This is a genomic window from Bradyrhizobium tropiciagri (genome assembly GCF_001189845.1).
GTDB lineage: Bacteria > Pseudomonadota > Alphaproteobacteria > Rhizobiales > Xanthobacteraceae > Bradyrhizobium > Bradyrhizobium tropiciagri.
This window is the reverse complement of sequence record NZ_LFLZ01000060.1, coordinates 15084-33942: the sequence shown is the minus strand read 5'-3', so window position 1 is coordinate 33942 and position 18859 is coordinate 15084. Positions and strand designations below refer to the sequence as shown.

The window sequence follows — 18859 nt, the reverse complement described above, 5'->3', positions numbered from 1 at the left end:
CATGATGATCAGACTTTGCCCGAACTGCACGACCGAACGACCTGTCACCGAAATCTTCTGTGAAGGCACGGTGAATGGACAAACCTGCGGCTGGGACCTGTCGGCGGTCGATATAACTGCTCCCGGCACAAAAAAACTAAAGCCTAGTCCGCAGGTGACGTCGCCGTCGAAAGACCCGACCTGCCGAAATGGTCATCAGGGCTCTCCCGGCGACCTGGTTTGCGGCGTCTGCGGCGAGCCGATCATCGAAAGTGCTGAGCAGCCCTCACCAGCCGAACCTCTTCCCACGCCGGAGCTTCCACCAGAGACCGAGACGGTCGTCGACGGTTGGCGTCTGCAGGATCGGATCGCCTCGTCCAGCGCGGTTCGCGAGCGCTTCGTCGCAACCCGCGCCTCAGATGGACAACGTGGAATACTCACACTTTACGCTGTAGGTTCGGAGCCGGATCAAGCGATCTATGATCTGCTCGTAAAGCTTCCTCGAGATCACGTCCCCGAATTCTTCGCGACCGGCCGTTGGCAAGAGCGCGCCTACGAGGTCGCGGAGGAATTCAAGGGCGGCACGCTGGCGGATTTTGCCGTCGATCCCGCCGATCCGGCGTCGTTTGAAATTTTAGTCGGCGAGCTCGGCAAAGCGGTTCATGCGCTCACCGAAGCCGGATTGCGGCACAGGGATCTGCGCCCTTCCGTCGTCTTCGTGCGGTCAAAAGAGCCGCTTGACCTTGTCGTCGGCGGCTTCGGATCGGCACGGCTGTCCGAATTCGATCTCGATATCGTGTCTCCGCTCGAAACCACCCGCTATATGGCGCCCGAGGCGATCGCCGGCGGCGTAGCTCCAGCTTCCGACTGGTGGAGCATGGGGATGATCCTGCTGGAGAAGATCACCCAAGGCGCCTGCTTCGAAGGCATCAATGAGCAGGCCTTTCTGATCCACGTTCTCACCAACGGCGTACAGCTGCCCGAAAACCTGGACGAGCGGATCAGCACCTTGCTGCGGGGCCTGCTGGCCCGTGACAGGCGCCAGCGCTGGCAGTGGAAGGAAGTTCAGGCATCGCTGCGCGGAGAGAGCGTATCAGCACCGGCAGCTGAGGCAGCGGGCGAGAAGGAGGGGCAAAGCTCGATCTCTCTGGGCGGCAAGCAATATCGCTCCGCAAACATGTTCGCATTGGCGGCGGCGGAAGCTGGGAATTGGGACCAAGCCAAGGCCCTTGTCCTCAGAGGCGCCGTTGCAAGCTGGGCGTCCGAAGCCGGCTTCGAAGCGGCGGTTGCGGCAGGTCTTCGGCAAATCGTGCGGACCGAACATCTTCAGGAGGATTTGAAGCTCTCCATCTCTTTGAAGACGCTCAATCCTTCGATGCCGCTGATCGTCAGGGGCAACATCGTCACGCCGGGTTGGCTCCTCGATCACCCGAGCGACGGTTACACTCTGATCACGGGGCCGGCCCCCGACCTGCTCCGAAAAATCGATGCGGACGATTGGCTTTGGCGTCTGAAGGTCCGCTCGGATGCGGTTCGAAAGCGATTGGCGCAACTGGAAATCGCGGTCGAGGAGGATGCTTTGCGCGTCCACCTGCTGTCGACCTCGATGGCCCGCTTGGCCGCTCTCTGGGAGGAACGGCGAAAGCTCTTGCCCGATAGCGACCATGCCGGCGTCGCCACCCTCACCGAGCGCCGCATCTCGGCGGAAGAAGACCTCATCATCCTGCTCAGCGCGACGTCGAACCAGTTCCGCTCCGCCTCCGAGGTCATCGAAGAAGCAGAAAAGGAAGCGTCTATAGCAGGGCTTGGCAACTTTTCGGCCGAGGAAGCGATGCAACTGCTTGGGCGGCCGCGTCGCGAGATCTATCAGGCAATCGACGAGCGCATTCAGAACTTTGCCAGATGCGGCATCCAGCAGGTCGACGAATGGGCGGATCAGTTTCGCCTCGACAGACGCATGCCGCTTGGCCGCGCGCTCGCCCTGCTCTGTGTGGAACTGGGCGCCTGGAGACCGCTTCCAAAGCAAGGCTACGTGTCCACCATCCTCGACTTCTTCGCCAAGCGGATTTCGGGAGGGGTCTTGCGCGGGCCGCTGACGCGGATGCTGATCGGCAAGTCGACCAGGATCGACCTCACCGAGCTCGATACGTCCAGAGTGCCGGCGACTGAGATTCTCGATCAACTGATTGGTCGCACGAGCCGGACCGTGAACCTCGATCCGGCAGCTTTCACCGATGATGATGGCCTTGAGCGAAGGTTGCGATCGCTGCATTCCCACGCGCTGCTTTACAAGCGTGACACCGGCATCGATGGCCTGTTCATGGGATTTCCGTTCCTGATCATGCGCGATCATCGGCCGAACGCCAGGCCTCGGATCGCCCCGGTCCTGCTATGGCCGGTCCGCATCAATCCCGAGGTCGGAAACCGCGGTCATGTCACCTTAAGCTACGGACGCGAGAAAAACCCGGACACAGAGATCGAGCACGTCCTCGTCAACCCGGCGCTCGAAGCCATGCTCGGCATCCCGGAGGCGAGACGTTGGCAAGAGGCTGCCAATGAGCTTCTGACCCATGCAAGCCTGTCGGTCCAGGCGGCGATGGACGCATTCAGCCGATTGGCCGAGCCGGCCGGCAATGAACTGACGGCCCTTCCTGGAAAAGACGTCCAGGTCGGCGCCCAGGAGCGTCAGCTGGTGCCAGCAGCCGTGCTGTTCCACCTGGCCTTCATGGGCCAAGCGGTGATGAAGGACCTCGAGACCCTCCGCGGCTTGCCGCCGACGGCCACGGCACTCGAGGCCGCTCTGCGCCTGAATGAACAGCAGGCGGCATCGTCGGCATTCCCTCCGGTGAAAGAGGCCGACCGCTACTTTACTGCGGACAGCGATCCCTCACAGGAGGCGGCGGTGCTCGAAGCACGTCAGGCTCCCGGACTCGTGATCGAAGGGCCTCCCGGAACCGGCAAGAGCCAGACCATCGTCAACATGGTCGCGGACGCGATCGGCACCGGAAAATCGCTTCTCGTGATCTGCCAGAAGCAAGCCGCCCTCGAAGTGGTCCGCAAGCGCTTGGAAAAGGAACGTCTGACGGACCGTTTCGTCATGATTACCGACGCCAATCGCGACCGCGAGCCGATCGTCGGCGCAATCCGTTCGCAGGTGGAGGCTTTGCACAACCGGTCTGCTGGCGGATCTCCGGCCTGGAAGCGCGAGCGCGATCGCCTGGCCGCGCGCATCGAGGCCCTCGAGATGGAGCTCGACCGCCGCCAGATCGCGCTTCATTCCGTGGATGATCGGACCGGACTGTCCTATCGAACATTGCTCGGCGAACTGCTCGAGATCGAAGAAGGCAGGACTAAGCCGATCGATGCCCCTGAACTCCGCTCTCTATTGGCTCTACACCCAGCGGACGTGGCGACGATCGAGGAAAATTGCGGGCCGCTCGCGAGATCCTGGCTGGCGTCAAAATTCGAAGACAATCCCTTATCCGCCCTCAAGCCATTCAATCCTGACCGAGGAACCGCCGCCGCCCTCGCCTCGCATCTGCAAGCCTTTTTGCAAGCCGACGCCCGGCGGGAGCAAACCGACGCTGAGACATCGAATTGCCTGAAAATATCGGATGCCGTGGAATTTCGTTCCTGGCTTGCCGAAGCGGAAGAGCTCCGCTCGATCAGCGATTCAGTCTGTGCAAATCTCGCTCGGTTGCGGCCGCTGTTTCGGAACGTCGAGGATGGGACATCGGAAGCTCGACGTATTCTCGATGGCCTATCGGCGATCAAAGAAATATTCTCATCGCTCGACGGTCCGTCCTACAAGCCGAATTTTTGCTCCAAACTCATCGCCTTCGATGAGGAAGAGCTCTGCTCCGCTGAAGAGCTCGCGGGCCAAGTCCGCTTGCCGGCACGCGCCCTTCAATGGCTCAACCCGCTCCATTGGCTACGAACGCGCCGTGTACGTCAGCTCCTTGCCTTATTGCAGCTCCCGCAAGATAACGACGCCATCAGCTCGTTGTATTATGCGGTCGAGCTCGAATTGGCGATACGCCAGCCACGGCGCGAACTCGAGCAATATTTCACGATCCTGTTCGGCCGCGCGCCTAATCTGGATCTGTCGCCGGGCAAGCTCGCCGACTTCGCCGAGCGCCTTGGCTCGTTCCTCAATGGTCTGGGCGGCCACAATTCGCTCATCGATCGGTGCCCCAGCCGGCTTGAGCTCGATAGAGCGTTGTCCGCCGGCACCACCGAGGAGCTCGGCACGTTCTTTGAGCGGGCTGATCTTGCGCTCACAAGGCATGACACCCGAGAGGACAGCCGCGCCGCCTTGGAGCGGCTCAACACCTATTTTGACGAACTGTGGCTCGGATCGAGACGCTCGGCGATCGAGAATGGCCGCTCCAATGCGAGCGCCATTGACCAAATCGTGCAGGCTCTGCCGATGCTCAATAACTACCAGGAATATCGCCTTCGATCTTCGCGGCTGGAAGCCAAGGAACGCGCTATATTCGCAACGCTCAGGTCCAGAGAGAGCGAACTTGCGGAGGTGGCTTCCGAGGACCTCGACGCCTGCATTCGCGCCACCATAGGGCGCGAGGCCCGTTTGGCATGGAAGGCCGAAATGGAGGGTGCAAATCCTGACGTCTTGTTCGACGCCGACGAGCTAGATGCGAAGGTAAAATCGCTGGCGGAAGCTGACGCGCAGATCAGGCAATACAACCGCGATCTTCTCGTCCAAGGGATCGATGCAGCAACAGTGCGTCCGACCGGCGATTGGGATGCGATCACAAGGCTCCGTGGCCCAAGAGCGCTAAGATTGCGCGAATTCATCGATCGCGCCGCTCCACTCGGCCTTTTCGCGCTCCGACCGGTCTGGCTCATGACACCAGATGTCGCAAGCCGCGTCCTGCAACCGCGCGCCGGACTATTCGATACCGTCATCTTCGATGAGGCTTCGCAGATGCCCGTTGAATATGCCCTGCCCTCCCTATTCCGAAGCAGGCTCGTCGTCGTCAGCGGCGACGAAAAGCAGATGCCGCCGACCTCCTTCTTCGCAAGCAGGGTCGAGAACGACGAAGCGGCGATATTCGACGGTGAAGAACCAGAAGAGGGAGCCAGCGAGGAGGAACGCGAGGCCTTCGCCGAGACCTGGAATCGCAGAGAGATCAAGGATTGTCCCGACCTGCTCCAACTCGCCCGCTCCGTCCTTAGGACCCGTACGCTGCAGGTGCACTATCGCTCAAAGTATCGAGAGCTGATTTCATTCTCGAACGCATCGTTCTACGGCAACACGCTCAGCGTCCCCGTTCGCCATCCTCAAGAGATAATCCGCAGGCTCAAGCCGATCGAAGTGGTGCGCTCCGACGGCACTTACAAGGCCCAGACGAATCAAAAAGAAGCAAGCGATGTCGTGCAATATCTAGCCGAGCTTTGGGAGGATCCATCGCCGCCGTCCGTCGGCGTAGTCACGTTCAACCGCAAACAGGCCGACGCCATAGAAGATGCTTTGGAAGAGCGGGCCGAAGACGATGCAGCGTTCCGAGAGGCATTGATGCGCGAGCGCGAACGTATCGAGCATGGCGAGGACATGGGCTTTTTCGTCAAGAATGTGGAGAATGTGCAAGGCGATGAACGTGACATCATCGTTTTCTCCACGACCTTTGGTCGCAACGAGCACGGCGTCTTCCGCAAGACTTTCGGCGCGCTGGGGCACGCTGGCGGCGAGCGCCGCCTGAACGTCGCCGTGACGCGCGCAAGGGAGAAGGTGGTCATAGTAACGTCCATGCCCGTATCGGAGATATCGGATCTATTGACCAGGCGGAGCGGACCCAGGATCCCGCGCGACTATCTGCAAGGCTATCTCGAATATGCCAGGACGATCTCCGACGGTCTTACAGATTCCGGAAAGACGCTTCTGGACCGCATGGTCAGCGAACAGCGCCCTCACAACGATTCTGGAAGTTATGAGGACGACGGCTTCACAAGATCAGTCGAAGCCTTCCTGGAGGCCAACGGCTACAAGCCCAGTCGAGCCCGCGATGGCGGCGCATTCAGCCTTGATTTCGCCGTAACCGATCCCCGGACCGGCCTTTACGCGATCGGAGTGGAATGCGACGCGCCGCGACATCGGTTGCTGGAAAGAGCGCGTGCCCGCGAAATCTGGCGTCCCAACGTGTTGGGAAGAGCTGTCCCTTACGTCCACAGGGTTTCGTCGTATGCTTGGGCTCATGCTCCAGACGCCGAACGCCTACGACTCAAGAAAGCTGTCGAACACGCACTCGGTGGGGGAGGATTGCAATGAGTGGACCCAAAGCATTCAGGATCGTTACCCGAGCCGAAATCGTCGCCATCTGTCGCCGCAATCTGGCGCGGCTTGACGCAGCGATCGAAAGCTGGACGTCCGCAGGGAGCCGCAACGGGACGATTGAGCAGAAGGACATCGACAAGGTAGTAGCCCGGAGAGACGAACTTCGTCGCCTGCTCGAGGCCGATCGTTTCATTGAACTTCAGAAGCAGGTTGCCGCCGAGATCGGCTTCCTTCAGGCAGACTCCGAGCGCCGGATCGAACGGGCTGCCGAAATGGCAGCCCGTTCGATCCGTGATTTGAGGCGTTCCAAAGCCGCAGCCGAGGCGCTGCTACAGAGGCTGCAACGCCTGAAGGTCGAGATTCCTGCTGACATTCGAAGCGAGCTCAGTGGCTCGGTGGCAACTTCCGAACGCCTGGAAGCGGCCATGGCAAAGGCGCTCTTGCTGCTTCCTTCCGAGGCGTCACAGGATACCACAACGAACCGGCAACGGGAGCTTGCTGCTCGCCTGGGAGCGGGCGAACGCCGTGACACTCTGCAGGATTGGATTGCTCGACAGCCTCAGGAGATGGAGGATCCCGCGCTGGGGCGCGTCGATGCACTTCTCGGCGAGTTGCGCGGGCTCGGCATCGATTCCTCCCCATTCTCCGCCCGTGTCGCGCTCTTGGAAACCGAGCCGCCGGCTCGAAGATCGCTTATCGCAGATAGCGTTCTGTTGGACCTGGCCGCGGCCGTGAAGCATGGCCGCGCCAGGGCGCAGCTAGCGGACGAGCTTCGGGCGCGACGCGCCGAGCTTTCCGTGATGAAGTCAGCGGAGGCTGCCGCGATGCTGACCGAGATCGAGGAGTCCCTCGCCTCGCCGACGCTCAACAACGGACAAGACCTCGTCGAACGCGCAGACTTTCTCATCGAGGAAGAATTCAAGGCAATGGCCGCCGCCGAGCGCAGGCGCGCGGTGCTCGAAGGTCTTGCCAGCCTGGGATATGAGGTATCGGAGGGAATGGCGACCGCCTGGGTCCAGAATGGCCAGATCGTCCTGCGTAAGGCGGCCAATCCTGGCTACGGAATAGAACTCTTGGGTGGATCGAGATCGGATCTCCTCCAGGTGCGCGCCGTAGGTATCGGCAGCTCGGCCGAAGCTCGCGATGCGAATCGTGACCGCGACATGGAAACGATCTGGTGCGGCGAGTTCGATCGCCTCAAGGCGCTGGTCGCTAAAGCAGGCGGCAACGTTGCGATGGAATTCGTAAGGCCAGTCGGTCAATTCCCACTGAAGATCGTCTCCGATCCGGGTGTAAGCCACGAGGCGGCGGTTTCCGAAAGATACTATTTGTCCTTACCAGTGAACCGGCCGAGCTAGCTATTTTAAAAAGCCAGTTGCTCTCTTGCGAGAGATCTCGCAGATGTCCGCGAAGATCACACTGACCTGAGTATCTCCTTTGCTCGGTCAAGGGCTGTTGCGGCAACTCCTTTATAGCCTTCCATTATGATAAGACTATCTATTGCTCCGCGCACAAATTCAGGATTTAGCCTATCGACCTGAGCGATGGTTTCCATCACGTTCTGTCGATATGGGTCCAGCTCGCGGATCAGGTCAGCGGAGTGATCGACGCTTGCTGCAGCGATATCAAAGATATCTCGTGGTTTGATACTTCTCCCACGAAAGATGATCTTTTTGGCGATGATTTCCGGGATCGTTTCTAGCAGGACGTTCGTACCTTCAATTTCTCTCTCAATCGTGGGATTGGCGGTCTTGTGACCGGCAACGATGAAATCGATCTCGCCAACAGCTTCGAACGCCAATTTGAGAAAGCGATTCCCGTCACCCTGGTATTCGCTTGGGCGTATCTCAAAGTTGAAGTCCTGCTTCTGCGGATCTAAAAACGGCAGCAATTGCGGATCGCAAAGGAAGATGTCCACGTCGTGGCTCTCGCGATGTGCAATTTGCAGCATCATCGCGGTGCCGCCACCGAAGGTCCAATGGTCTATGACTGTTCCGTGAGAGTTAACCTGACCAATTAGGTTGAGCGCTATCCGAAATAGCTGCGCCCAATCCGAGCTGGTCTTCTCGGTTATCACGCTGCAATCGGGTAATCTTCACCCGAATAGCTGGAAAATGCTTTTGCGGAAGCAACGAGCTCCGCATCGCTGATGCCGAACTGATGAGCGAACTCTTTCTGCAAAGATGGCTCAACTTCGCCGAAGAAAGCAGACATGTGTCCCGGCATAGTCTTGGCGGCAGCTGGATTCTTAAGACAAGAAATGAGTGCCTGCGCGTCCAGCTGTTTGCTGTGAGGCGCATTGATAGCGCACAAAACTAGCGTGGCGATCGTCATTTGCGTTCCTTGTATCCCGAGAGCGAGCGACGGAATTCCACTGAAGGTGGTGGAATGTCGAACAAAGTCAACCCAGCGAATTAGCTGACCTTGCCGAGGTACTATATTACCTAGCGTAATCGCGGTTAAAAGACGGCTGACACCGCCATGAGAGGCCCGGCTGCGAGCGAGTACGTCGCCGGACCCACCTCCTCTGCTCCACGTGCGCAAATCCGATCCGGACGCCAACCGCCTTCGCCGGCTCGCGGATCTCCCTGGCGGACTTTGCGATCGAGACAAACCTCGGATCCGCATCTCCCGGTCGGCAGAATCACAGTCCCGTTCAGAAAGGTTTTGGGTACCTCGGACTCCCGCCGAAAAGCGCTGCCGGCACCGCCGCGCGGAGTTCGTCCTCGCTCGCCGGACGCACCCGGCGGGTGGGCGCGTCGGCGGACGGCGGCAACGGCCGGCGCATGCCGCCGGGGGCGGTGCGGCAGGATTTCAAGGATTCGAATGCCCCCTACTCGGCGCCCTCACTCGCCCGGGTCGGCACGTTCCGCACGAAGCTTCGAGGCGGGACTCTCGGCGGTGCGCCGGCGAGCGCCGGAGGCGTCGCAGGCGTCGGGGACCGGCTATTCCGCCCGGCCCCGGTTGGCGATCTCGATCTCCCGCTGCAGGGCTTCGATGGTGCGGCGGTGCCGGATCTCGTCTTCGCGCCGGGCGTTGCGCTCTTCCTCCAGAAGGATCTTCAGCACCCGTATCTCGCTCTGCAGCTGGGGAAGCCCGCCCTCGGGCGCCGCGTCCGTGACTTGGCCCGTCATGGCCAGCGGGACCGGGGACGGATCCATCGCCCTCGCGGGGGCGCCGGCCACGGAGGCCGGGCCGGACTTCGACGGTCCAGAACGTTGATTTCGGACCGCCGGCGGTCCGGACCGCTGCGGTGCGCCTCCATGTTCCCCTTCCGCGTACTCCTTGAGCAGCGCGGATATGCGGGTCGATCCGCCGCCGCCGAGACGGTCGCGGACGGACGCGCGGGTCAGTCCCTTGCCCTCGGCGGCGAGCGCCTTGATCGCGGCGACGATCTCCCCGTCGGTGAATTGTCTGCTCACTGTCCCGCCTCCAGAGGATCCACGGGTCTCAACATCTCCTGCTCGAAGGTGCGGCAGGAATCGCCGGAAAGATACCGCGCGAGTTCGCCGAAGTCGTCGTCTCTGGAGGCTATCCCCGCGACCCGGGAGAGAGGGCGGCGTTTGGTGCCGTGACGCTCGGCGAGCGCGACCGTCATGAGATGCAGCCTCACGGGCCGTCCTGCCGCCTCGCGGATCGAGTCCGCGATCAGGAGACCGCCCGCATCGACGTCGCCCCAGTGGTAGATCGGAGTGTGCGGCCAGAGCGTCGCCATGCGCCCGACCAGCATGCGGACGGGCGGCGGCGGAAAGCCATGGGTATAGATCACGGCGCCCCGCCCGACCTCGCGGCATTGGCCGTTGAAGCTGGTCCAGTTCTCGACCGTCATGATGAACTCGGGCTCGTCGCCGTCCGCGGCGCAGCCCGCGACCAGGTCGGGGTTCACGGCGCTCCAGGGAACGGCCCGGCCCGACACCGGGATTCCCGCCGCGTCGGCGAAGCGCACCGGAGCACGGAGGCAGACGGGATGTCCGAACCGGACCAGACCGAGTGTCTCCCAGATCTCGTCCGGTCCGGTGTCGTCGGGAAGAGCCAGCGCGCCGCGCAGGATGGCGCAGACCGCGCCGCCGTGGCGTTCGAGGAATTTGGTGGAGCCGGCCGTCTGGACGGAGGCCGTCCGGAAATGCGTGCCGAAGGCGACGTCGAGCAGGCCGGCGGCGGCGGCGAACACGTTGCGGACGAGGTCCGGCTCCGGCGGCAGGCGATACCAATCCACGCCCTTGGCCCATTTGGCGCCGGCGTCCTCGATAGCCTGATCGAGACCGTCGCGGCCGGCGGCCACCTCTCGCGCCGCCGCCACAGCGGCGGCCGCGCGCGTACCCGCCCGCGTGATGCCGAGGTCGCGGGCAAGCAGGTCGGCGTCGACGAGACGCACGCGTTCGATGACGTCGCGCCGGTTACCGGCTCCGCGGGCGAGCGCGACCGCCCCGGCTCGTTCGGCTCCTTCGAGCCGTTCCCTCCAGGCGCGCCGCGAGGCTGGCGAGGGATCCTGCGGAGATCCGGCGGCGACGGTCAGCGTGCGGGTCGCGGTCGCGTTGCGGTCGGCCGATTCCAGCAACCTGACGAGCACCTTGCGTGCGGACTCGCCGCCGGAAACCGTCATTGCGCGGCCTCCAGCGCGGCGGCCTCGTCCGCGGATGCGGCACGTTCGCGGTATGCGTCGTATCCCTTGACGCGCGGGTCCTCATTCGCGAGATCGTCGCGCAGCGCCTCGGAGACCTTTTCCGGGACGATGTGGATGTACTCTTGATCGTCCCGTGCGACGTTGATGAACGTCTCCATCCCGTGCGCGAGCACGCGGGACTTCGTGTCGGGAGCCGCGGCGACGATCTGCAGATTGGTGTCGCTCATGAACTTCAGCATCTTCACCGTGTGCTCGGTGTCCAAACCATCGAGGGCGTCGTCGAGCAGGATGATGCCGAGCGATCCGTTCTTGCGGTCCGGGGACGACGATTTGGCCGACACCGCGGCCGCCATGGCGATGTACTGGGGAACCACGCCTTCTCCGATCGAGCCCTTCTTCATGCGCTGGCGCAGCGTCGAGACGACCTCGCCGGTGGCCGCGTCCTTTACCAGCACGTCGAACGTCCAGTAGGCCTTCGGATCGCGCAGATCGTTCAGCGAGCTTTGATCGTCGCTCTCGATCATCTCGGCGATGGAGCGGACGGCGCGCGCCTGCTCGGTGTCGGCGTCGAGGGCGAGAAGGGCGGGCATCGCCCAATTGGGGTCCTCGGTCGCGCGTTCGACAAGATCGACGATCGCTCCGAACTTTTCGACGTGGTTCATCCTGAACACGTACTTCTCGCCGTAGAACTCGTGCCGTTCCATCTCGCGATTGAGGTCGTCGCGCGTGTCGCGGATCTTCGAGAACGCATGGACGAGCAGGCTGACAAACTCGTTTCGGAACGCGTCGGAAAGCTGACGGCCCGCTTCCTCGGCCTCCGCGGTCTTGTCGAGCAGCGTCGAGTTCTGCAGCAGATCGCGCATCGCACGCGCCTCGCCGAGCCGGTCGCGCCACGCTTCCACGCTAAGCACCGGCATCGGCACCTCCGGAAAGTCCGCTGCGTGCTGGCCCCATGCTTCGTGCCCGCGCGCGACCCCGGCGCGGCTCTCCTCGGCGCGGGTCTCGGCCGTCTCGAGCGTCTGCTTGTGCTCGCGCCAGAAATCCTTGGCTTCGGTGAGGATGCCGAGAACGCGACGTCGTACCTCCTGCGCAGCATCGTGTTCTTCCAACGCCTTCGCATCGCGCTCGAGAACCGCCGCGGCGAACTGCTGGCCTGCGACCTCCAACTCCACTTCCGTGCGCGTGACCGCGCCGTGGGCCTTCCGCGCTTCCTCGCCCGCGAGCGACCATTCCTTCTCACGCTCCTTCCGGGCCGCCTCGAGCTCGAGTATCAACCGCTCCCTTTCGGGATCGCGCTGGCCGCGCAGCCTCTGCAATTCCTGCTTGTGGCCGTCGACGGCGGTCTTGGTCCGCCGCAGATCGTCGACGACGGAGGCCAACGTCGTCTGCGAGGTTCCCGACTGTCCGATCAGCGTCCGGTAGCCGTCCCTGGCGGTCTCGAGGACCTTCCTTTCGGTTTCGGCCTCCTTCAACTCGCCGTGCAGGCGTTGAAGTTCTGCCGCCGCGTTCTGGGCCGCCTGAGCCCGGCCCCGACGCCCGACCAGCAGATAGCGTGGCGGGCGCATCTTGTAGGAGGAGAAGCGGGTCGCGCGCATCAGGTCGGTCGTCACGGCGTTCGGCTCGCGTTCGATGTCGGCCTCCGTGCGCACGCGCTTGATTCGTCCCAACACGGCGTTGATGTAGGCGCCGGCGGTCGCATCCTCGGCTTCGACGACGGCGGCCAGGGAGTCCGCGGCCGGCGGCTGCGCGCCGACGGAGAGGACCGATGGCTTGATGATCTCGATTCCGTCGCTGACCGTGGATCGCCGTTGGACCCGCACGGCGTCGATGTATTGCCGGCCGTCCTTCAGGATCATCGCTTCGCGGGCGTTGCCAAGCACCGATTCGACGGCGTTGCGCCATTCCTCCCTGCCTTCCCTGATGTCGATCAGTTCGCACAATGGGGTGGCTACGATTTCCGCATCGGTCAAGGCGTCGCGCAGTTTTTCCGCCTCGGGCCTCAATTGCGCCTGATCGACGGACTCCGATCGCGCTCTCCGCCTGAGATCCTCGCGCGCGTTCGATATCCGCTCTTCCCGGGCCGCCGCGGCGGTGTGGGCGCGCGTCAGCTCCCGCAGCGCGTTGGCTCCGACGTCGTCGATGACGCGCTGTAGCGCGTCGGCGTCGGAAGCCATGGACTCGATCTCGACGTCGTCCTGCGCCCGACGGAAGTCGGCGCCGGCGTCCGCGACGCGGCGGACGTTGCGGCTCTCGGCGTCCTTCATGTAGCCACGGCAGTGCGGATCGCGTCGATCGCTTCCGCGCGGCGCCTGAGCTCCTTGCGGACCTCGCGAAGTTTCGTCTCGCTGCCGGACAGATCGCGGTCGGCGTCGCGGATGCGGTTCTCGAGCGCTGCGGCACCGGGGGCGTTGCGCGCCTCCTCGACGCGTCGACCGGCTTCGTCCTTGCGGTCGCTCGCCGCGGTCTCAGCTTCGTCGGCTCTCTCGGCTTGCCCCCAAAGCCCGATCAGTTTCTCTTCGATGGCGTCGATCTCGAACTGTCGCTGGCCGACGGCGGCCTCCGTCGCCGCCGCCACGCGGCCGCGCGCCTCTCGATCGTCCTCGGCGGCCTTGGAATAGTGACCGATGACGATCCCGAGCGAGGTGATCTGCCGGTTGATGCTGGCAATGGTGCGCACGATCTCGCGATAGAAAGCCAGGCGTTCGCGCATCCGCCCGATGTCGATGATGTCGGTCTCGAGGACATGGGTACGCATGAAGGCCGTGATGTCGCCGACAGGCTGAAAGACCAGCGCGCGCTTCACCGCCTTGTAGTAGGAGTGCGCGTCCGCATGCCAGGAACCGTAGGTGAGCAGATTGAGCAGATAGGTGGAATAGTCCGACGCGCTGTCGCACTCCTCGACCTTCCGGCCGCTTGCGCGCAGGCCGTCGACGGCCTGGTCGAAGCCCTTCGCCATCTCGCCTTCCTCGGTCGGAAAGACGAGGTCCGCCGTCGTCACGCCTCCGCCGGTCACGATCATGAAGCGCGTGTTGGGCCGCTCGCGATGTTCGTGCGCCACGACGTGCACGACGCCCGCGACTTCCCCGCCGTCGCGCGTCCGGAAGGACAGCCCGATCCAGGTCTGCGAACTCTTGCGCACGACCTTGGCCTTCTCGTTCTCGTCGTGCCGGACCACGCCGAGGCAGTATTCCTGGAGCGATCTGTGCGCATCCGGCCGGTTCTGACGGACGGCCGCCGCGTTGTAGACGACGAGGTCGCCGGCGCCGCCCGTCAGTCCCGTCTGGATCGCGTCGATGCACGAGCTCTTGCCGCTGCGGTTCGGGCCCAGAAACACGGTGTTGCCGGAAAGCTCGATGTCCTCGCGTTCGATCAGGTAGAAGTCGATGAGGGAAAGGCGGACGATCTGCGGCGTCCCGAGATGCGGCTCGCTCATGCCTCGACCTTTTCCTGATCGGTACCGCCGGCGTCGGCGTCGGGTCTGGCTTCGCGGGCGTAGCGCTTCAGCGCCGCGAGTGGCTCGGAAACGGCGACGAGACTGATCGACGGCCGTACCGTGAAGGGCATTCCTTCGTGGAAGGTCGGCGGCAGCGATGCCTGGATGAGCCCGTGGTTCTTCAGGAACCGGAGGATGTCGAGCATCCTGACCTTGCCGGGCGGCTCCTTCCTGGTCTTCTCCTTCCAGAGGTCGTAGAGCCCGTCGGTATGCCAATCGGCATGGCCGTTCACGAGCCCGGTGCTCTGGATCGCCTTGTCGTAGTACGCGCGCAGCAGCAGAATGGCGATGGCTTCGTCGACGCGCAGCGGCTGCGCCTGATGGGCCTCCCGCTTGTCGCGCGGCGTGTCCGGCGCCTCCGCGATCGGCGGCATCAGGCAGACCATCTTGATGTTGCCCGACGTGTTGAACTGGAGCCGCCAGCCGAACACGTCGAACAGCCGCTCCGCGAAGGGCCGGACCTCGTCGTCGTTCAGAAGCTCGTAGATGTCCTTGGAGCCGAAGTCGTTGCCGAAGACGAACTGCCGCTGCATCAGCGTGCGGAAAGCCCGCTGGAGGGCGGCCTTCGGATAGCGCGTTCTGGCGAGCACTTCCTCGTATTCCTGCAATCCCGACGGCGCGTTCATCGCGGAGGCTCCGTGATTCTGGTGGCGGTGAAGTTGGGAAGCTCGCCGTACCGGCATACGGCGACGCCGCCGGCCGGCTCGAGAAGCCAGCCCTTGATGCGACGACCGCGGCCGGTCAGCGCCAGAAGGGCGATGTACCGCCAAGTGAACCAGTCCTTGGCGTTCGAGGGCGCGAGGGCGACGGCGTCGCCGTCGCCCTTCGAACCGAGATATGCGAGCGCGTGTCCGGCGGTCGGTTCGGAGGCGAGATCGAACGCGCGGCAATCCTTGATGAACCGCTTCCGGTAGGGATCTTCGGGCGGACGGCGGAGGACGCGGGGCTCCGGCGGAGGCAACGGCTCCCTCGCCTCGGGGAAACGGGATTCTCCGACCGGCTCGAGGCAATTGAGAAGCGGGAGGACGCAGGGCAGCTCGACGTGATCGTCGAGATGGGCAAGCTCCTCGAGGCAGGACTCGACCCGCTCCCGGATGGTCGCCGGATTGCGGCCGATGAAGCGAAGGATGTCGCGGATCCGACCTTCGATGCCGACCTGACCCTGGTCGATGCGGACGCGCAGACGCTCGATGTCGTCGAAGGACGTCGAGATCTCGGCGAGCCTCCTGCGGATCAGCGTCTCGGCCTCGCTGTCCGTCGCGGCATGACCCGCCTCGACGTACGCGGCCATCGCCTGTTGGATGGCCGTCGAAGAGCCGAGGATTTCGCGGACCGCGCGGGTGACGTGATGGCGGGATCGCCAGGGGTTGTTCTGGGACAGGATCTTGGTCCAGTCGCGGATCAGGATCCGGTCGACGAATTCCGCGAAGAAGACGTCCACCGACTCGTCCATCCCCTCGGCCGAATTCAGCCGGCGGGTCACCGACAGCAGCGCCGCGTCGATGCCGGCCATATGCCGCCGGAAGCCGACCGCCGTCTGCCACGCCGCGTCGATGTTGGTGGCGTGCATGGTCGGATCGTCGGCGGCGGCGCCGATGAGGGAGGAGACCTGGGACACCAGTCCCGTGAAGCTCTTGGCGACGTTCTCCTTCAGATCGCGCAGCACCGTCATCAGCCGCCGGTAGCCCTCCGGCATCGTCACCCTGATCAGCCAGCGTTCCGATTCCTCGACCAGCCAACCCCCTTCCCTCATCTTCAGATAGAGGTAGTCGGACGACGCCGCTTCCGGCTCGTCTGCGTCGTCCTTGTCGACCGCCGCGGGCGGTGCCGGCATTCCCTCGATCGCGGCGGCGATCGAATTCTTGACCTGATCGCGCTCGGGGTTTTCCGGAGCCATTTCGCCGAAATGCGTGGCGCAAAGCCGCAGCAGCGCCGCTTCGGCCGCCGAGGCGTGCCGGCCGGTGAATATCTTGAAGGCTTCGGAAGGAACGCAACCGAACAGATCGCTCATGTCGACCGCTTTTCCGATTTGCGGAAGACGGGCCCGGTCATGGCCATCGCGACGGGCTGCGTGTATGTGCGGTCGTCGCGCGGATGGCGGCCAGGCCCGCGACACCTTCGTTTCGCGAATGCGAGAAAAGAAGCCGTTTCATGCCCTGAACGCGACTGCCCCATGTCCGACCAATGGTGGCAATTTCGGGAGCAGTCAACCACCCAGATCGACCTATTGCCCGTCCTGGCCGGACATGCGCGTTATCGCAAATCCTTGAGGCCACGCCGTGGAACGCGCGGATTACCGCTGTCCGTTGAAAAGGTACCCATTTCCGTCGCGGGTCTCCCCGGGAGCACGTTGCCGCTGAGCCAGCGGCGCTACGAATCGCTGTCCCCGTTATTCACCGGCGGATTCAAGATTTGGCCGCCGAGACCGACGAAAATTTTTCTGCGAATGACGCCAGTACCATGGCTGGTTCGTCCCACTGGCCGGGGCGTAGGATTCAACATGATTCGAACCGTCCATCCACAGGCGACCTTACGATGGGCTCCAATCCGGAATGGCGTGGCGCGGCTTTGAGGCTGCGCGAGATGTGGGAAAGCAAGGCATGGCCTGACGAGCCTCTCGGGCCGGGCTGGACCGCCGCGTTCGCCGACTGGATCGCGGAGTTCGGCCTCCCGCGCGTTGCGGATGCGCTGCAGATGGCTTGCAAGCCACGTATCTCCGAGCACGGAGAGCGGCGGCCTCCGGACATCCGCGATATTCCGAAATACGCAGCGGTCGAGCGCGCCGAGGACCGAGAGCCCGGCGCGAAGGCCTGCTATCTCGTTCGCGGTCGGATGCGCGTGAAGTTCTACTCCTCGGAACACGATGACGAGGTTCTCGACTTGCTCAAGCGGCTAATGCGGTCGGGGCTGACCGAGTCCGCGATGAACGAAGCGGTGGACGAAACCGATACGCTGGAAGATTGCTTAGCTGCGATGGGCTTGGACCGCACGGAGTTCAGAATCGCATTGGGGCACCCGATCGTCGAGTTCGGCGTCAAAGGCGGGATTTTCGTCCGGACGGAAGATCCGGAATGGCGCATCTGGGATGGCTATCTGCGTCGCACGACCGGTAAGGGGGCGCCGATCAGTAGGCGTGGCGGCTGGTATTTTCCGAGCCGGTTGCCTCCGCCCGATCCGGTCCAGAAGCGGTCGAGGCGCTAGGGATCTGGCGTCAACAGAGGGTTCCGGGGGCGGGGTGGCATCTTCACTCCCTGGATTAGCCGCCATTCGCCGTCGAAATCTCCGAATCACTTTTGGGGGACAGGTCCGAACCGGATCGATTTAGGAACCGCTAACCGTTCCATTGGAAGGCGAAAATATACCGATTGACTAAGGGGCGCCGGTATCTATTTTAGACGCAGGCCTAGCCTACGAGGTCACCGCGAGTGGCCGCCCTTCCGCCCGAGCAGAAATGCTTGGGCGTTTGTGTTTCAGGGCCGACGTTTGACGTTGTCGAAGCAGTAGTACTTCGTCGCCAGCATCGGCCACTCCTCCGACGCCATTCCGCACTCGATCAATTTGCCGTCCTGCATCAGCCGTTGGAACGGACGATTGCCGGCGTGGTAGCCACCGATGCAGATGGGCCAAAGGAACAGATCGGCGAACTGCGCCATCGGAGACGACTTCTTCTTCGGCTTGAGCTCGTAGAGCGTTTCCTTGAATTGCTCGGCCGTCATTGGCGCATATTTGTCAGAGGTGTCGACCGCGAAGGGAGGGCCCTTCGTCTTCAAGTCCTCATAGTACCCCTTGATCATCGCGTCTTCGGGTTTGTTGCATCGCTCGGGCGAGACACGAAGGCGATATCCCATCGAGCGGGCGTACTTGGCCGCGCGCTCGACGGCGATGTTGAAGGCGCTCTTGCAGAGCATCCATCGTTGCCCCGCGTATTTGTCGGCATATCGCGCGTTGTAGCCCGGGCGATCTATCACGCAGGCCAGACCCGTGACGGGAGCGATCCTCATCAGCTGATAGAGTTCCTCAAAGAACTTGTCCTGGTTCGGCTGGCTCAATTCCATGAGCCACAGGAAATTGCCGGTGCGACCTCTAATTTCAACCGAATGAATCGCGTCGACGATGTTCCATTTGTCGCAAAACGCTTTGTGCAAGGCCCGCGCCGTATCTTCGTCTTCCTCTTTGACCAGCACTCCTCCCAAGGCGAACCAGTCGTATCCGTGCGCAGCCCGCTTTCCTTGGGCGTGATCCGGATGTCTGGTGCCCGAATCATCGAGGTAGAAATTCACGACTTTCGGCATGGTGTAGGACGGTCCGTCGTGTGGGAGGCATCGTCGAGCCGAAGCACACTCACGTGTCGGTTCGAACTGCGGTATTAGCCGTTTCCTTGATGGCATCAAGCGCGGTGTCGGATCAAAGCCCCTCTGATGCTATCGGCGCTTGAGTGGAGTTGCAGCAAGGTTGACGTGGTCCACAG

At 62.9% G+C, this 18859-nt stretch carries 12 protein-coding genes; 3 read left to right on the top strand and 9 right to left on the bottom strand.

All coding sequences use genetic code 11. The features are described from left to right. Position 1: 1 nt before the first annotated feature. The gene (locus AKN84_RS33570; protein ID WP_128971391.1) at positions 2 to 6268 is read left to right on the top strand and encodes an AAA domain-containing protein; all 6267 of its coding nucleotides are present in this window, start codon (positions 2 to 4) and stop codon (positions 6266 to 6268) included. Next, complete coding sequence (locus AKN84_RS33565; RefSeq protein WP_050424751.1) at positions 6265 to 7632, top strand: hypothetical protein; 1368 nt, start codon at positions 6265 to 6267, stop codon at positions 7630 to 7632. The genes AKN84_RS33570 and AKN84_RS33565 overlap by 4 nt, the downstream gene beginning before the upstream one ends. A gap of 56 nt (positions 7633 to 7688) precedes the next feature. Here the strand turns inward: AKN84_RS33565 and AKN84_RS33560 are convergent, their stop codons facing one another. The 8 genes from AKN84_RS33560 to AKN84_RS33525 all read right to left on the bottom strand — a co-directional run bounded on the left by AKN84_RS33560 (position 7689) and on the right by AKN84_RS33525 (position 16402). After that, positions 7689 to 8351, bottom strand: a complete 663-nt coding sequence (locus tag AKN84_RS33560; protein WP_244485653.1) for a nucleotidyl transferase AbiEii/AbiGii toxin family protein — start codon at positions 8349 to 8351, stop codon at positions 7689 to 7691. After that, the gene (locus AKN84_RS33555) at positions 8348 to 8608 is read right to left on the bottom strand and encodes a hypothetical protein (RefSeq protein WP_050424750.1); all 261 of its coding nucleotides are present in this window, start codon (positions 8606 to 8608) and stop codon (positions 8348 to 8350) included. Before AKN84_RS33555 ends, AKN84_RS33560 begins: the two co-directional genes overlap by 4 nt. A gap of 611 nt (positions 8609 to 9219) precedes the next feature. Then, a complete protein-coding gene (locus AKN84_RS33550; RefSeq protein WP_050424749.1) occupies positions 9220 to 9696 on the bottom strand; it encodes a DNA-binding protein in 477 nt (158 codons plus the stop codon). Beyond that, positions 9693 to 10877: a Wadjet anti-phage system protein JetD domain-containing protein gene (locus AKN84_RS33545; RefSeq protein WP_050424748.1), complete on the bottom strand. Its 1185-nt coding sequence runs from the start codon at positions 10875 to 10877 to the stop codon at positions 9693 to 9695. Before AKN84_RS33545 ends, AKN84_RS33550 begins: the two co-directional genes overlap by 4 nt. Continuing rightward, positions 10874 to 13162: an SbcC/MukB-like Walker B domain-containing protein gene (locus tag AKN84_RS33540; protein ID WP_050424747.1), complete on the bottom strand. Its 2289-nt coding sequence runs from the start codon at positions 13160 to 13162 to the stop codon at positions 10874 to 10876. The genes AKN84_RS33545 and AKN84_RS33540 overlap by 4 nt, the downstream gene beginning before the upstream one ends. Then, positions 13159 to 14331 carry an ATP-binding protein gene (locus AKN84_RS33535; RefSeq protein ID WP_050424746.1) on the bottom strand — a complete coding sequence of 391 codons (1173 nt, stop codon included), beginning with the start codon at positions 14329 to 14331 and terminating at the stop codon, positions 13159 to 13161. The genes AKN84_RS33540 and AKN84_RS33535 overlap by 4 nt, the downstream gene beginning before the upstream one ends. Beyond that, positions 14328 to 15017 carry a DUF4194 domain-containing protein gene (locus AKN84_RS33530; protein WP_050424745.1) on the bottom strand — a complete coding sequence of 230 codons (690 nt, stop codon included), beginning with the start codon at positions 15015 to 15017 and terminating at the stop codon, positions 14328 to 14330. The genes AKN84_RS33535 and AKN84_RS33530 overlap by 4 nt, the downstream gene beginning before the upstream one ends. Then, positions 15014 to 16402, bottom strand: a complete 1389-nt coding sequence (locus tag AKN84_RS33525) for a Wadjet anti-phage system protein JetA family protein (RefSeq protein WP_050424744.1) — start codon at positions 16400 to 16402, stop codon at positions 15014 to 15016. Before AKN84_RS33525 ends, AKN84_RS33530 begins: the two co-directional genes overlap by 4 nt. A 524-nt stretch (positions 16403 to 16926) precedes the next feature. Here AKN84_RS33525 and AKN84_RS33520 point away from each other — a divergent pair. Further along, the gene (locus AKN84_RS33520) at positions 16927 to 17592 is read left to right on the top strand and encodes a hypothetical protein (protein WP_050424743.1); all 666 of its coding nucleotides are present in this window, start codon (positions 16927 to 16929) and stop codon (positions 17590 to 17592) included. Positions 17593 to 17861: 269 nt separating this feature from the next. On the opposite strand, the gene AKN84_RS33515 is transcribed toward AKN84_RS33520, so the two are convergent. Then, positions 17862 to 18683: a DUF3800 domain-containing protein gene (locus tag AKN84_RS33515; protein ID WP_050424742.1), complete on the bottom strand. Its 822-nt coding sequence runs from the start codon at positions 18681 to 18683 to the stop codon at positions 17862 to 17864. Between the last annotated feature and the right edge of the window lie 176 nt (positions 18684 to 18859).

Coding starts and splice junctions, on each gene's coding strand:
- AKN84_RS33570 (WP_128971391.1), top strand. CDS start 2: ATGATGATCAGACTTTGCCCGAACTGCACGACCGAACGACCTGTCACC.
- AKN84_RS33565 (WP_050424751.1), top strand. CDS start 6,265: ATGAGTGGACCCAAAGCATTCAGGATCGTTACCCGAGCCGAAATCGTC.
- AKN84_RS33555 (WP_050424750.1), bottom strand. CDS start 8,608: ATGACGATCGCCACGCTAGTTTTGTGCGCTATCAATGCGCCTCACAGC.
- AKN84_RS33545 (WP_050424748.1), bottom strand. CDS start 10,877: ATGACGGTTTCCGGCGGCGAGTCCGCACGCAAGGTGCTCGTCAGGTTG.
- AKN84_RS33540 (WP_050424747.1), bottom strand. CDS start 13,162: ATGAAGGACGCCGAGAGCCGCAACGTCCGCCGCGTCGCGGACGCCGGC.
- AKN84_RS33535 (WP_050424746.1), bottom strand. CDS start 14,331: ATGAGCGAGCCGCATCTCGGGACGCCGCAGATCGTCCGCCTTTCCCTC.
- AKN84_RS33530 (WP_050424745.1), bottom strand. CDS start 15,017: ATGAACGCGCCGTCGGGATTGCAGGAATACGAGGAAGTGCTCGCCAGA.
- AKN84_RS33525 (WP_050424744.1), bottom strand. CDS start 16,402: ATGAGCGATCTGTTCGGTTGCGTTCCTTCCGAAGCCTTCAAGATATTC.
- AKN84_RS33520 (WP_050424743.1), top strand. CDS start 16,927: ATGGGCTCCAATCCGGAATGGCGTGGCGCGGCTTTGAGGCTGCGCGAG.
- AKN84_RS33515 (WP_050424742.1), bottom strand. CDS start 18,683: ATGCCGAAAGTCGTGAATTTCTACCTCGATGATTCGGGCACCAGACAT.